This is a genomic window from Streptomyces sp. NPDC102402 (assembly GCF_044765765.1).
Lineage (GTDB): Bacteria > Actinomycetota > Actinomycetes > Streptomycetales > Streptomycetaceae > Streptomyces.
On sequence record NZ_JBIWKR010000004.1, the window covers coordinates 558,099 to 570,137 of the forward strand.

The following is a 12,039-nucleotide window of genomic DNA, read 5'->3' on the forward strand; positions in this document are numbered from 1 at the left end:
CCCTCTTCACGTCCGTCCCGATCTTCCGGGCCGACGGTAGCAGGCAGCACTTCGCTGGTCCGTACCTGACGGGCGGGCAGAGGTCAGGCGCCGACCAGCGGGGCGCGCGGCGAGCTGTGCAGGGGCGCGGCGAGCTCGGCGAGTGCCCTCTCCAGGCTGTGCAGGTGAGCCAGCGCCGGCTCGGTGACACCGGCGGGCGGCAGGACGCCGGTGAGGGGAGCCGTCGCGCGGTGCCTCCGCACAGGCGCTGTCAACGCCTCCACCGACGCCTCCACACGCCAGCAGGCGGCGGCCAGCCGGGCGTCGTGCGATGCCTCCGGGTCCGCGGCGACGGACGCCAGACCCCGGACCTCGCGCGCGCAGACGTCCAGCAGCGCGAGCACCTGCCCGGCCCGTGCCTTACGGGCCCGGAGCGGGCTCAGCGGATGCACGAGCGGGCCGAGCGAGAGCCGCACGCGCCCGAGGAGCGCTTCCAGTTCGGCGACGCGCGGAGCGGGGTCGGCGGTCGCCGAGCCGGCCAGCCGTGCCGCGGCCTCCTCGGTGCACGCGTGCACGCAGCGCAGGGCCCGCTGGATCCAGGCGTCGGTCGTGGCGTGGGTGGTGACCGGCAGGAGCAGGAGCACCGCCACGGTCGCGCCGAGCGCCCCGACACCGGTCTCCACGAGGCGCAGGGCGAGCAGGCCGGGATCGAGGACGCCCAGCAGCCCGTAGAGCGTCCCCGCCAGGACCGTCACCGAGAACATCATCCAGGTGTACGAGAGGGCCGCGGTGTAGAAGATGCCGAAGACCGCGAGCGCCACGAGAACGGCGGAGGGCAGGGCCGCCCCGTGCAGCGGCGCTATGACGAGCAGCCCGACGGGGATGCCGGCCAGTGTTCCCAGAACCCGGCGGAATCCGCGCACCAGGGTCTCTCCGCGTGACGCGGTGTTGACGAAGACCCACCAGGTGGCACCCACGGCCCAGTACCAGCGTTCCCCGGAGAGGAACTGGCCCGCCAGCAGCGCGAGGGCTCCGCCCGCGGTCGCCTGGACCGCCTGCCGCGTGGTCGCCCGGGCCAGCCCCCGGCCGGCCACGGGTGCGAGCACGGCGGCCACGGACAGCCGCCGCTCGTAGCACCAGAGGCCGAAGCGGACGGCCGAGGCGGCGAGGAGCGACAGCAGGACCGCTGAATACACCTCGGGCAGCTGCTCCGGCAGGGTGTGGAGGAACTGGGTGATGAAGAAGGCCATGAAGGCGAACACCCCGAGCGAGTGGCCGCGCGGGCCCCATCGCCTGGCGTAGACGCCCATGCCCATGACCGCGAGAAAAGCCAGGTCACGTGCGACGGGGTGGTCGTGCAGCCCGGCGGCCAGGGCGAACACCGGCAGCCCGGCCACGGGCAGGAGCGCCGTGGTGACCGCCTGCCCGCGCACGGTGGGGTCGGTCACCGTGAAGAGGGCCAGCAGTGCTGCCAGCCCGCCGGTGATGGCGCCGACGAGCGAATGCCCGGCCAGGCCGCACACGACGACGGCCAGCCCGATGCCCAGGACGGCCCTGGTCGCGTGACGCAGACGCAACCGCCCCGGGTCGGGAGCCACGAACGCCCTCTTCAGCACGGATGCCCCGCCCCTTCTCATGAAAAAGGGCGCCACGGAATCCGCAGCGCCATCGACGGGACCATCAGACCATGCACAAGGCTGCTGGCTCAACCGACGCACGATTCACTGGGCCAGTGGTACAGATAACTCGCCCTTGAGCAGACCACGAGATGGCCATTGGCCATGTCGGCGGACCCGCGCGGGGGGCCACGCGGCGGCCCGAGGCCTCACCTCCGGACACCGAACCCTGGCTTCTCGTCCCGCGGCCGGGGGATGCCGCCCCGCCCGGCACCCCCACCGTCAACGGCCGTACGCGGCCCGGCACAGGTCGACGACATCGGCGGAGGCGACTCCGCGGCCCGTCGCGCAGACGGCACGCATGTCCTTCGGCTGCTGCGGCCGGGCCACGCGCGGAGGGTGGGCGGGACGAGGCTCCGGGCCCGGCCGGGCCCGGCGGGGCGGCTGGTTCCCGGCCGGCCGGGAACCAGCCGGAGGCACGACCGCGTCCGGCCGGCGGACGGGCGGACGCACCGTCACCGCACCCTTCGACTTCCGCTTCTTCCTGCCGTGCGGCTGCTCATCGGCCTTTCCGAGGGCGTCATGGACCGCCGCGGGCGCCGTGGGAGACGCGGACGCCTGCACGGCAGGGGCGTTGCCGGTACGCGCGGACGCCGCAGGGGCCGGCCTCCCCGCTTCGGCGGGTACGGATACGCAGCCGGCCGTACCGAGCAGAGCGACGAGCGCGAGTGACGTGAGCCGCAGGTTCATGACCTGGTCAACGACGCGCTCCGCGACCGGACACGTACCGGAACAGCCCCTCCGGGGACGGACGCGCCGCTCAGCCCGGGAGGCCCGTCTGCGCGATGTCCAGCGCGCGGGCGATCGTCCGGGACAACGAGGACGGCTGCGGGTCCGCGCTACGCGCCCACTGCTCCACGGCGACGCGGAGCGCGCCGTTGAGGACGGTCGCCCGCACGCGTGGCTCGAGGTCGTCCGGGCCGTAACCCGTCCGCTCGGCGATCACCTCCGCGAAGACCGGTTCCGCGTCGTGGTGGACCTGGAGCCACACGGCCCGCAGTCCGGGCTCGGTGCGGGTGAGCAGGACAAGGTCGCGGAGCGCTTCGGCATCGGTGTCCGGCGACGTCACCGGCAGCGAGGACGGATTCCCCACGACGGCTTCCACCAGTGGCCGGTCGCGCGGCCATGACCTCATGAGCGCGGTGACGAAGTCGAGTGCGTAGGTCAGCAGGGGCCGGACGCAGAGCTCCTTGGACGACGTGTAGCGCCACAGGGTCCGCTGGGAGATCCCCGCGGCGGCGGCGATCTCCTCGGCGGTCGTCGCGGCCACACCCCGGTCGGCGAAGAGGCGCACGGCTTCGCGGGCGATGTCCAGCCGCGTCGCGGCCTTGCGGCGCTCGGTCAGCGGAGGGCGTCCGAGGCGGACACCGCCGCCCGCGGATCCAACGGCGGCCGAGGCGGGGTCCTGGCCCCCTCCGGCGTGCGCGGTCTCCACAGTTTTCGGCCACCTTCCATCCGTTGCGCCCATCGTAGCGATCTACTTTTCTGGCACCCCTTGCCATTTTGGCACTGCCTGCCATAAAAGGTAGCGTGCGGGAGCCGTCACCCAACTGAGGAGCGTCACATGAGCGTCACCACCAGCGGCCCGGGCCGCAGCGTCATCGTCACCGGCGCCGGATCCGGCATCGGCCGGGCCACCGCCCTGCTCTTCGCGAAGGAGGGCGCGCGCATCGTGATCGCGGACGTCGACGACGCCTCGGCCCGCACGGTCGCCCAGGAGGCCGAGCAGGCCGGAGGCACCGCGGTGACCGTGATCGGTGACCTCCGGGACCAGGCCGTCGTCGACCGGGTCGCCTCGACCGCGGTCGAGGAGTTCGGCGGCATAGACGTCCTGGTCAACAACGCCGGGATCATGGACAGCATGTCTGCGGCCGCGGACACCGGAGACGACGAGTGGGAACGCGTCATCGGCATCAACCTCACGGCGCCGTTCCGCCTCACACGGGCCGTACTGCCCCACATGCTCGCCGTGGGGAAGGGTGCCGTCGTCTTCACCGCCTCCGAGGCCTCGATGAGGGGCAGCGCGGCGGGCGCCGCGTACACCGCGTCCAAGCACGGCATCGCCGGTCTGACCAAGTCCCTGGCCGTCATGTACCGCGACAAGGGCATCCGCTCCAATGCCATCGCCCCCGGCGGCACCGTCACCAACATCCGCGTGAACGCCGACCCCACCGCGCACGGACCCGCCGCCCTCGCCCGCTACATGGGCAATGTCGGCTCGCCCGCCCAGGCGGAGGAGCAGGCGGCGGCGATCGTCTTCCTCGCCTCCGACGCGGCCGGCAACATCAACGGAGCGATCCTCCCCGTCGACAACGGCTGGTCCGCGGTCTGACCCGGCCTGTCAGCCACGGCCTGCCGGGACTCGCCCACCGTCCCGCCCGGATCCCTTCGCGCCGGACGGCTCACTCGTCCGGTCACCCGGCGGGGCGAGGGGCACCGTCCCGCGGACCCCTCAGGGCCCCGGCAGCAGCTCCGGAAGGCGCCCACCACTCGGCCGTGACACCCACGTGCCGTGACCGAGCGGCCGGCAGGCCGCCGAGGGAGTTCGCACGCGGCTTCGCGGGTGAGCCCGCGAAGCCCGGCGGTCCACGACCGGCCCGCTGGGGCCGCCCTAGACTGCCGGGCATGGCATGCCGCATCAGCGAACTGGTCATCGACACCGCCGCCCCCGACAGGCTCGCAGCGTTCTGGAGCGAGGTCCTCGGCTACGTGGAACTCGGCCGGGAGGCCGACGGAAGCATCGAGATCGGGCCGCCCGGCGTGGGCTTCGGCGGACCGCAGCCCACGCTCGTCCTCAGCCCCAGCAGCGCCCCGCGGGCCGGCAAACTCCCGCTGCACATCGACGTCAACGCCACCGACCGCGATCAGGAGGCCGAGCTGGAGCGCCTGCTCGCTCTCGGTGCCAGGCCGGCCGACGTCGGCCAGACAGGCGCCGAGAGCTGGTTCGTCCTGGCCGACCCGGACGGCAACGAATTCTGTCTCCTGCGCAGCCGGCTCCAGCGGGTCCCGCCCCCGGCGCACTGACGCGGGCACGGCGGATCGCCCCGGTCCGCCGTGCGGGAGCGCACACGGAACCCTCCCACGCCGCGGAACGGATCTGCCGGGCGCGGCCCGCCGGCCGGTGCCGCCCGCTGGGTACAGTCGGGCGACTGATCACCGAGCCAGGAGGAGCACAGCCGGACATGGCGGTGGACGCCCTCGACACCCGCATCCTTCGGCTGCTCATCGAGCAGCCGCGCACCAGCGTGCGCGAGTACGCACGCCTCCTCGGAGTCGCGCGCGGAACCCTTCAGGCCCGGCTGGACCGGCTGGAGCGGGACGGGGTGATCACGGGGACGGGGCCGGCCCTCTCCCCCGCGGCGCTCGGCCACCCCGTGCTCGCCTTCGTCCACCTGGAGGTCACCCAGGGGCATCTGGACGAGGTGGGTGACGCCCTCTCGGCCGTCCCCGAGATCATCGAGGCGTTCTCGACGACCGGGGGCGGCGATCTCCTGACACGCGTCGTGGCCCGCGACAACGGCCATCTGGAGGACGTGATCCAGCAGTTGATCCAGCTCCCCGGCGTGGTCAGGACCCGGACCGAGGTGGCGCTGCGCGAGCGCGTGGCGTACCGGGTGCTGCCGCTGGTCGAGTCGGTGGGGCGGAGAGCGGAGGGCCCGGGCTGAGCGGTCCCGGCCGTACGGTCCCGGGTGATCGGCGTCGGGCATGCTGGAGCGCATGAAGCCCCAGCACCTTCCGGCCCCGCCGGTCCTCTTCGATCTCGACGGCACCCTCATCGACAGCGAGCCGAACTACTACGAGGCCGGGCGCCGGCTCCTCGCCCGTTACGGCGTGCGGGACTTCAGCTGGGAGAACCACACCCGCTTCATCGGGATCGGCACCCGCGAGACCCTCACCGTGCTGCGCCGGGAATACGGGATCGACGCGCCGGTCGACGAACTGCTGGCCGGCAAGAACGCCCTCTACCTGGAGCTCGCCGGTTCATCCACCAACGCCTTCCCGCAGATGCGCGAGTTCGTCCGGCGGCTGCACGAGGACGGAGTGCCGATGGCGGTGGCCTCGGGATCCTCCCGGGCCGCGATCGCGGCGACACTGTCGGTCACGGGTCTGGACGCGTACCTCCCCCTGTACGTGTCCGCCGAGGAGGTGGCGCACGGCAAACCGGAACCCGACGTGTTCCTGGAGGCGGCACGGCGGCTGGGTGTGGCGCCGGATTCGTGCGTGGTCGTGGAGGACGCCGCCCCCGGCGTCCGGGCGGCCCACGCGGCCGGGATGCGCTGTCTCGCGATTCCTGACACCGAAGCGGCATCGGACGGGACGGCGTTCGCGGAGGCGGAGCTGCTCTTTCCGGGCGGACAGGCGCAATTCACCGCCGCGGCCGCGCTCGACTGGCTCTCCACGGGGTGAGAACAGGCCGGTCGGGCCCATCGGTTGGCCGGATCCGGCGTCTCTGCGGCCGACCCGGCCGACGGAGGCCCGGGGGACGGATATCCTGATCATGCCGCGCACCCCACGCACCGTACCGAGGCGATGAGCCCGTTGAGGTCGCCGCCGCGGCAGTCGGAGCGGGCCACGATTCGAGATTGGTGTGCACAGGTGCTGGTTGCTGGACGGTACCGGCTGATATCCCCCATCGGCCGTGGTGGTATGGGCGAGGTGTGGCGTGCCACCGACGAAGTGCTGGGCCGCGCCGTGGCGGTGAAGCTGCTGCTGGGCGACCAGGCCGATGCCTCGTCGACCGCGCGTTTCCGCCTCGAGGCGCAGACGGCCGCACGCCTGAGCCACCCTCATCTGGTGGCCGTGTTCGACTTCGGCTCCTGGGAGGACCGCTTCTATCTGGTGATGGAGCTGGTCGAGGGCAGGAGTCTCGGGGATCTGCTGGAGGCCCAGGAGAGGGTCCACCCCGAGCAGGTCGCCCGTATCGCCGGCGAAGCCGCCGCCGGTCTCGCCGCGGCGCACCGGCAGGGCATCGTGCACCGCGACATCAAGCCCGGCAACCTGATGCTGGACGCCGACGGGTCCGTGAAGATCGGGGACTTCGGCATCGCCCAGTTCGTCGACGATCCCTCGACCGCGCTGACCACGGCCGGCCACATCGTGGGTACGAGCCTGTATCTGGCTCCCGAGCGGGCCCTCGGACGGACGGCCGACTCCGCGTCGGACATGTACTCCCTCGGCTGCGTCATCTACCAGCTCCTGGTCGGCCAGCCGCCGTTCCGCTCGGACACGGCGACCGCGACGCTCTACCAGCACGTGGACACACCTCCGGTGCCGGTCAGGCAGCGGGGCGCGGACGTCTCCCCCGCCTTCGACTCGTTCCTGCTCGGTCTGCTGGCGAAGCAGCCCGAGGACCGGCCGAGTGCGCAGCAGGTCTCTGACTGGTTCCGTACGAACGCCTGGCGCGGGCGGCCGGAGCCGCTGCCCCAGCACGCACCGGCGGCCCCGGCCGGCCGCGGGCCCGCAGTCCCGGCCGCCGCCTCCGCACCGGCACCGGGGAACCCGGCCGGCGGAGGGCCGTCGACGTACCGGCTGCCCCAGGCCACCCGTCGCAGACGGGCGGCTCCCGCGCCCCGGGCGTCCAGATCGGCGGCCAGGTCCGCGACCACCCGCAGGATGAGTACCGGCGAGGCCATCCGTCGCCGCCCGCGCGTCGCGAGCGCCGTGGCCGGGGCGGTCGCCTTCCTGGCGGCGGTGTACCTGGGCACGGTCCTCTTCGCGCCGGACACCGGAGCCGCCGACACCCCGGATCCCGGTTCCACCCCGACGGCCGGGCTCGAATCGCCCGCACCGGCCGACCCGGCGGTCGCCCCCTCCGGGGACGGCGACGGCGAGGACGACTGAGCCCACGCCTCACCAGCGGGGGTGGACCTCCGCGCGGATCCGCCGGTCGTACAGGTCGCGCACCGCGTCGAGGGTGCTCTGCGGCAGTGGCGGGAGCGCCGCGGCGGCCGCGTTGGCCCGGGCCTGCTCCACGGAGCGCGCACCGGGGATGACGCTCGTGACCCCGGGCTGCTGGATGATCCAGCGCAGGGCGGTCTGAGCCGGGGTGGCGCCTTCGGGAGCGAACCCGGCGAACTCCGCCGCGGCGGCCACACCGGTCGCGTAGTCGACCCCGGAGAACGTCTCGCCCTGGTCGAACGCCTCGCCGTGACGGTTGTACGTGCGGTGGTCCTCGGCTGCGAAGACCGTGTCGGCGGTGTACCGGCCGGACAGCAGCCCGGAGGCGAGGGGGACGCGCGCGATGATGCCCACACCGGCCTCGGCGGCGGCCGGGAGGACCTCGTCGAGCGGCTTCAGGCGGAACGGGTTGAGGATGATCTGGACACTGGCGACGCCGGGCCTGGCGATCGCCGTGAGGGCCTCGGCGCACGTCTCGACGCTCACCGCGTAGGCCGCGATCCGCTGCTCGGCGACCAGCGTGTCGAGGGCGTCGTACACGGCGTCGGAGGAGTAGACGGCCGTGGGCGGGCAGTGCAACTGGACGAGATCGAGGGTGTCGACGCCGAGGTTGGCGCGCGAGCGGTCGTTCCAGGCACGGAAGTTGTCCAGGACGTAGTTCTCCGGAAGCTGTTCGGCGCGCCGGCCCATCTTGGTGGCGACGAGGACGTCGGCGTCCGGCCGGTCGTTCAGATAGCGGCCGATGAGCTGTTCGCTGCGGCCGTCGCCGTACACGTCGGCGGTGTCGAAGAAGGTGACTCCCGATTCGACGGCGGCGTCGAGGACGTCGAAGGCATCGGTCTCGCGCACCTCGCCCCAGTCCCCGCCGAGTTGCCAGGTGCCCTGTCCTACGACCGATACGTCACGGCCGGTCCTGCCGAGTGTGCGCTGCTCCATGCGGATCATGCTACGCCGGTGCGCGGGGCCGGCGGCGGTCACCGCGGGCCCCGCGCCCACGCTCAGTCGCTCGTCGTCACACGGACGTAGTCGACGACGAGTTGCTGCGGGAAGGCGGTGCTGCCGTCCGGGTCGCCGGGCCAGTAGCCGCCGACGGCGAGGTTGAGGATGAGGAAGAACGGCTTGTCGAAGACCCAGGCGTTGCCGTTGAGGTCGGCGGGGGTCCTCCGCTGGAAGACGGTGCCGTCGACGGACCAGGTGATGGAGTCGGGGGCCCAGTCCACGGCGAAGGTGTGGAAGTCGTCGGCGAAGGCGGCCCCGCCGGGCAGGGTGTAGCCGGCGCCGATGCCGCCCGATCCGGAGTAGCCGGGGCCGTGCAGGGTTCCGTGGACGGTGCCGGGTTCGAAGCCGACGTTCTCCATGATGTCGATCTCACCGCTGTTGGGCCAGCCGACGTTTCCGATGTCGGCGCCGAGCATCCAGAAGGCGGGCCATATGCCCTGGCCACGCGGGATCTTCATCCTGCTCTCGACATGCCCGTACGTCGCGGTGAACCTGCCGGACGTGTTGAGGCGGGACGAGGTGTACTCGCAGGTCCCGTACCAGCACTGGTAGTTGCCGGGGTTCTCCTTGCGCGCGGTGATGACGAGGTTGCCCTGGCCGTCGAGGGCGGCGTTGTCGTTGCCCGCGGTGTAGTACTGCCGCTCGTGGTTGTCGACGTTGTCGCCGGTCTCGGTCAGCCACTTGCCACCGTCGACGGCGGAGCCCGCGGCCCCGTCGAAGTTGTCCTCGAAGGCCACGGCCGCCGCCCGGGAGGCCGTGGAGGACGCAGCCGTGTGGGGGTCGGGTGCGGCCGAGGCTCCGGCGGGAAGTGCGGTCATGACCACGGAGCAGCAGAGCAGGGAGAGTGCGGCGTAGAGCGTCGTGCGGCGCCTCCTGGAGGGGCGCACGGCGTGGTGGGGGGAATGCACGGTCATCACTTCATTTCGGGGTGGGGGGATGACAGTCATGCGCATGACAGATATGCGTCGAGAGGTGAACGCTTGGCACACCTGCCCCACGCGTATCTTTCAACACTTGATTTAAGGCAGTGGCCCGAGGCCCGTCAAGGATCTGGTCCAGACCGGGCCGGATGGAAGTCACCGCGACGGGGAACGGACAACTCATGCGCATCCCTGCCGAAACAGCCCTTCCCTCCGCCCTCGGCCTGGCCCTCGTCCTCCTGGTCCCGTCCGGCGCCGCGAGCGCCTCCCCCGCCGCCGCCCCCACTCCGCCGAGCTGCCGGGAGAGCCGCCTGACCGCCACCGCCGAGGCCTCGGGCGGGCCGGAGGTCCTGCGGATCAGCATCACCAACCACGGCCGCCAGGCCTGCGTCGTCGACCGCGTACCCACCGTCGTCTTCGGCGATCTGGACGGCCCCGCCCTGCCGGTGCCCGAGGGCGGGAGCGGGCCCCACCGCGTACCGGCCGGCGGTTCCGCCCACGCCGCGGTGCGCACCCTGGATCCGGCCGCCGAGGAGCTGCGGGTGGTGGACCGGCTCACGGTGGCCGGCGACCCGGCGCACCGCGGGCGGACGTTCGGCTCCGCCTCCCTCGGTGCGCCGGACGGGATCCGGGTCCGGGAGCCGGTGACCACCCGCTGGCACCGTTCGAGCGAGGCTGCGGACGCGGCGCTCGAGCGGCACACCGGCTGACCCGTCCCTGCCGCGCGGGCTCTCCGTACGGCCGCCGTCGTGCGGCGCGCGGTCCACGGCGGCACAGTGGAGACAGGGACGGTGCGGAGCCGGTGCGGCCCCGGCCGGGCGGGTGCGCACCGTCCGACCGCATCCCGGCGGAAGGATCAGGTGTGGACAGCGAGAGCACACGGCGCTTCGTGGTGCAGATCCACGACGCCAGGCGTATGCACTTCGACTTCCGTCTCGAGGTCGACGGTGTCCTGAAGTCCTGGGCCGTACCACGCGGCCCCTCGGACAACCCGAGCGACAAGCGACTGGCCGTGCCGACGGACGACCATCCCCTGGAGTACCGCGAGTTCGAGGGGGTCATCCCGCAGGACGAGCAGGGCAGCGGCACCGTGATCGTCTGGGACCAGGGCACCTACCGCCCGACCAGCCACGACCTCGAGGGGTCCCCCGTGCCGTTCGCCGAGTCCTTGGAGCGGGGGCACGCCACCTTCTGGCTCGACGGGGCCAAGCTGCACGGCGAATTCGCGCTCACCCGCTTCCACATCGACGACGGGGACGGAGCCCGGGGGCCGGAGGCCTGGCTGCTGATCAAGGCCAACGACCGGCAGGCCGTCCACGACCGGCCGGGCACCCCCGACCCGTACCACGCACGCTCGGCCCGCACCGGCCGCACCCTCCATCAGGTCGCGGTGGCGGAGGAGGGCTCCGGCTGAGGGTTCACGGTGAGGGTGTTCCCCGGCACCGGGGAGCTTTCCGAGGACGGCCGTGCAGAGCGCCCGCTTGTCCGGGCGGGCATGCGGGCGGGAGATCTCAGGGGCTCTTGGTGGAGGCCAGGTGGGCGAAGACCACCACGTTGTCCTCGTAGTCCTTCTTCTTCTTGTCGTAGACCCCACCACAGGTGATCAGCCGCAGCTGAGCCGTGCCGTTGTCCGCGTACACACGCTTGCTCGGGAAGTCCGCCTTGCTGAACGTCTCGACCGAGTCGACCTCGAAGGTGGCGACGACTCCGTCCTCACGGGTGATGTCCACCGTGTTCCCGGCCTTGAGCGTACTGAGCAGCAGGAACACGGCGGGGCCCGTCTTGGTGTCGACGTGCCCCGCCACGACCGAGGTGCCGCGCTCCCCGGGGGTGGCGCCGTTCTTGAACCAGCCCACCAGATTCGCGTCGTTCGAGGGCGGGGCTTCGAGCTGCCCGGACGAACCGATCGAGAGCGGGGTGAAGGGGGCGTCGACCGCGATCGACTTGATGGAGATCCGCTCGGGATAGGACGGGGGCAGCTCGCGCGGACCGGTGGACCCGGATGCGGAGGGGGCGGGCGAGGCCGGTGCCGCGGGAAGCGAGACCACGGCGGGGGCCGGCTGGACTCCCGCCGACGCGTCGAAGGAGTTGTAGACGAGGAGGAAGCCCAGCACCACCGCCGCGACGGGCCACAGCAGGGAACGGCCGAGGGCAGGGGAGGCGGGATCTGGTTCGGACGGCTGCGGGGCGGCCATGCGCATGCTGCCTTTCGCGTACGAGAGGGACGGGCGGTCTGTACGGGGAAATCGGCGCGGCCACCGCCCGGGAAGGGACGGCGGCCGCGACAGGATTCATTCAGCTGTGCGGGGCGCCTGTCAGACGGCCGCGGTACCGGAGGCGTTGCGGCGGCGCAGCTTGTACGCGACGGCCCCGAGGCCGCCGAGCATCAGCACCGAGCCCGCGGCCAGGCCGCTGCCGGAGAGCGCCATCGCTCCGCCACCGGTGTGGACGCCGCCCTCGGGCTTCTCGTGCTTCCAGGTCTTCTCGTCCTCGCCGCCGGAGCCGGACTCCTTGTCCTTCTCCCAGTCATCGGCCGACACACCGGCCAGCGCGCCACCGCCGGTGTG

General features: G+C 72.6%; 12 protein-coding genes and 1 pseudogene. 7 read left to right on the forward strand and 6 right to left on the reverse strand.

The window, feature by feature from the left end; translation table 11 throughout:
• Positions 1-83: 83 nt before the first annotated feature.
• Both ACIRJR_RS16250 and ACIRJR_RS16255 read right to left on the reverse strand, forming a co-directional pair.
• Positions 84-1,595, reverse strand: coding sequence for an FUSC family protein (locus ACIRJR_RS16250; RefSeq protein ID WP_403780085.1), 1,512 nt, complete (start codon positions 1,593-1,595; stop codon positions 84-86).
• A gap of 820 nt (positions 1,596-2,415) precedes the next feature.
• Positions 2,416-3,123 carry a TetR family transcriptional regulator gene (locus tag ACIRJR_RS16255; protein WP_403780088.1) on the reverse strand — a complete coding sequence of 236 codons (708 nt, stop codon included), beginning with the start codon at positions 3,121-3,123 and terminating at the stop codon, positions 2,416-2,418.
• 96 nt (positions 3,124-3,219) lie between these two features.
• Here ACIRJR_RS16255 and ACIRJR_RS16260 point away from each other — a divergent pair, with 96 nt between their 5' ends.
• The 5 genes from ACIRJR_RS16260 to ACIRJR_RS16280 all read left to right on the forward strand — a co-directional run bounded on the left by ACIRJR_RS16260 (position 3,220) and on the right by ACIRJR_RS16280 (position 7,496).
• Complete coding sequence (locus ACIRJR_RS16260; RefSeq protein WP_403780091.1) at positions 3,220-3,987, forward strand: SDR family NAD(P)-dependent oxidoreductase; 768 nt, start codon at positions 3,220-3,222, stop codon at positions 3,985-3,987.
• Between the two features lie 293 nt (positions 3,988-4,280).
• Positions 4,281-4,679, forward strand: a complete 399-nt coding sequence (locus tag ACIRJR_RS16265) for a VOC family protein (protein ID WP_403780094.1) — start codon at positions 4,281-4,283, stop codon at positions 4,677-4,679.
• A gap of 158 nt (positions 4,680-4,837) precedes the next feature.
• A complete protein-coding gene (locus ACIRJR_RS16270) occupies positions 4,838-5,320 on the forward strand; it encodes an Lrp/AsnC family transcriptional regulator (protein WP_403780097.1) in 483 nt (160 codons plus the stop codon).
• A 52-nt stretch (positions 5,321-5,372) separates the two neighbouring features.
• Entirely contained in the window at positions 5,373-6,062 is a 690-nt protein-coding gene (locus ACIRJR_RS16275; protein WP_403780100.1) for an HAD family hydrolase, read from the forward strand.
• A gap of 240 nt (positions 6,063-6,302) precedes the next feature.
• The gene (locus tag ACIRJR_RS16280; RefSeq protein ID WP_403780365.1) at positions 6,303-7,496 is read left to right on the forward strand and encodes a serine/threonine-protein kinase; all 1,194 of its coding nucleotides are present in this window, start codon (positions 6,303-6,305) and stop codon (positions 7,494-7,496) included.
• A 9-nt stretch (positions 7,497-7,505) separates the two neighbouring features.
• Here ACIRJR_RS16280 and ACIRJR_RS16285 read toward each other — a convergent pair whose 3' ends face one another.
• Both ACIRJR_RS16285 and ACIRJR_RS16290 read right to left on the reverse strand, forming a co-directional pair.
• Positions 7,506-8,498, reverse strand: a complete 993-nt coding sequence (locus tag ACIRJR_RS16285; protein ID WP_403780103.1) for an aldo/keto reductase — start codon at positions 8,496-8,498, stop codon at positions 7,506-7,508.
• Between the two features lie 53 nt (positions 8,499-8,551).
• On the reverse strand, positions 8,552-9,466 hold the full coding sequence (locus tag ACIRJR_RS16290) for a family 16 glycosylhydrolase (RefSeq protein ID WP_403780106.1): 915 nt from the start codon (positions 9,464-9,466) through the stop codon (positions 8,552-8,554).
• A gap of 188 nt (positions 9,467-9,654) precedes the next feature.
• Here ACIRJR_RS16290 and ACIRJR_RS16295 point away from each other — a divergent pair, with 188 nt between their 5' ends.
• Together ACIRJR_RS16295 and ACIRJR_RS16300 are read left to right on the forward strand one after the other, a co-directional pair.
• The gene (locus ACIRJR_RS16295; protein ID WP_403780109.1) at positions 9,655-10,182 is read left to right on the forward strand and encodes a DUF4232 domain-containing protein; all 528 of its coding nucleotides are present in this window, start codon (positions 9,655-9,657) and stop codon (positions 10,180-10,182) included.
• Between the two features lie 92 nt (positions 10,183-10,274).
• Positions 10,275-10,886 carry a DNA polymerase ligase N-terminal domain-containing protein gene (locus tag ACIRJR_RS16300; RefSeq protein WP_403780112.1) on the forward strand — a complete coding sequence of 204 codons (612 nt, stop codon included), beginning with the start codon at positions 10,275-10,277 and terminating at the stop codon, positions 10,884-10,886.
• A gap of 97 nt (positions 10,887-10,983) precedes the next feature.
• Here ACIRJR_RS16300 and ACIRJR_RS16305 read toward each other — a convergent pair whose 3' ends face one another.
• On the reverse strand, positions 10,984-11,667 hold the full coding sequence (locus ACIRJR_RS16305) for a class F sortase (RefSeq protein WP_403780115.1): 684 nt from the start codon (positions 11,665-11,667) through the stop codon (positions 10,984-10,986).
• A gap of 120 nt (positions 11,668-11,787) precedes the next feature.
• A pseudogene (locus ACIRJR_RS16310) lies at positions 11,788-12,039 on the reverse strand (hypothetical protein); the annotation flags it as partial.

Coding starts and splice junctions, on each gene's coding strand:
- ACIRJR_RS16260 (WP_403780091.1), top strand. CDS start 3,220: ATGAGCGTCACCACCAGCGGCCCGGGCCGCAGCGTCATCGTCACCGGC.
- ACIRJR_RS16290 (WP_403780106.1), bottom strand. CDS start 9,466: ATGACCGTGCATTCCCCCCACCACGCCGTGCGCCCCTCCAGGAGGCGC.
- ACIRJR_RS16280 (WP_403780365.1), top strand. CDS start 6,303: ATGGGCGAGGTGTGGCGTGCCACCGACGAAGTGCTGGGCCGCGCCGTG.
- ACIRJR_RS16255 (WP_403780088.1), bottom strand. CDS start 3,123: ATGGGCGCAACGGATGGAAGGTGGCCGAAAACTGTGGAGACCGCGCAC.
- ACIRJR_RS16285 (WP_403780103.1), bottom strand. CDS start 8,498: ATGATCCGCATGGAGCAGCGCACACTCGGCAGGACCGGCCGTGACGTA.
- ACIRJR_RS16270 (WP_403780097.1), top strand. CDS start 4,838: ATGGCGGTGGACGCCCTCGACACCCGCATCCTTCGGCTGCTCATCGAG.
- ACIRJR_RS16275 (WP_403780100.1), top strand. CDS start 5,373: ATGAAGCCCCAGCACCTTCCGGCCCCGCCGGTCCTCTTCGATCTCGAC.
- ACIRJR_RS16265 (WP_403780094.1), top strand. CDS start 4,281: ATGGCATGCCGCATCAGCGAACTGGTCATCGACACCGCCGCCCCCGAC.
- ACIRJR_RS16305 (WP_403780115.1), bottom strand. CDS start 11,667: ATGGCCGCCCCGCAGCCGTCCGAACCAGATCCCGCCTCCCCTGCCCTC.
- ACIRJR_RS16295 (WP_403780109.1), top strand. CDS start 9,655: ATGCGCATCCCTGCCGAAACAGCCCTTCCCTCCGCCCTCGGCCTGGCC.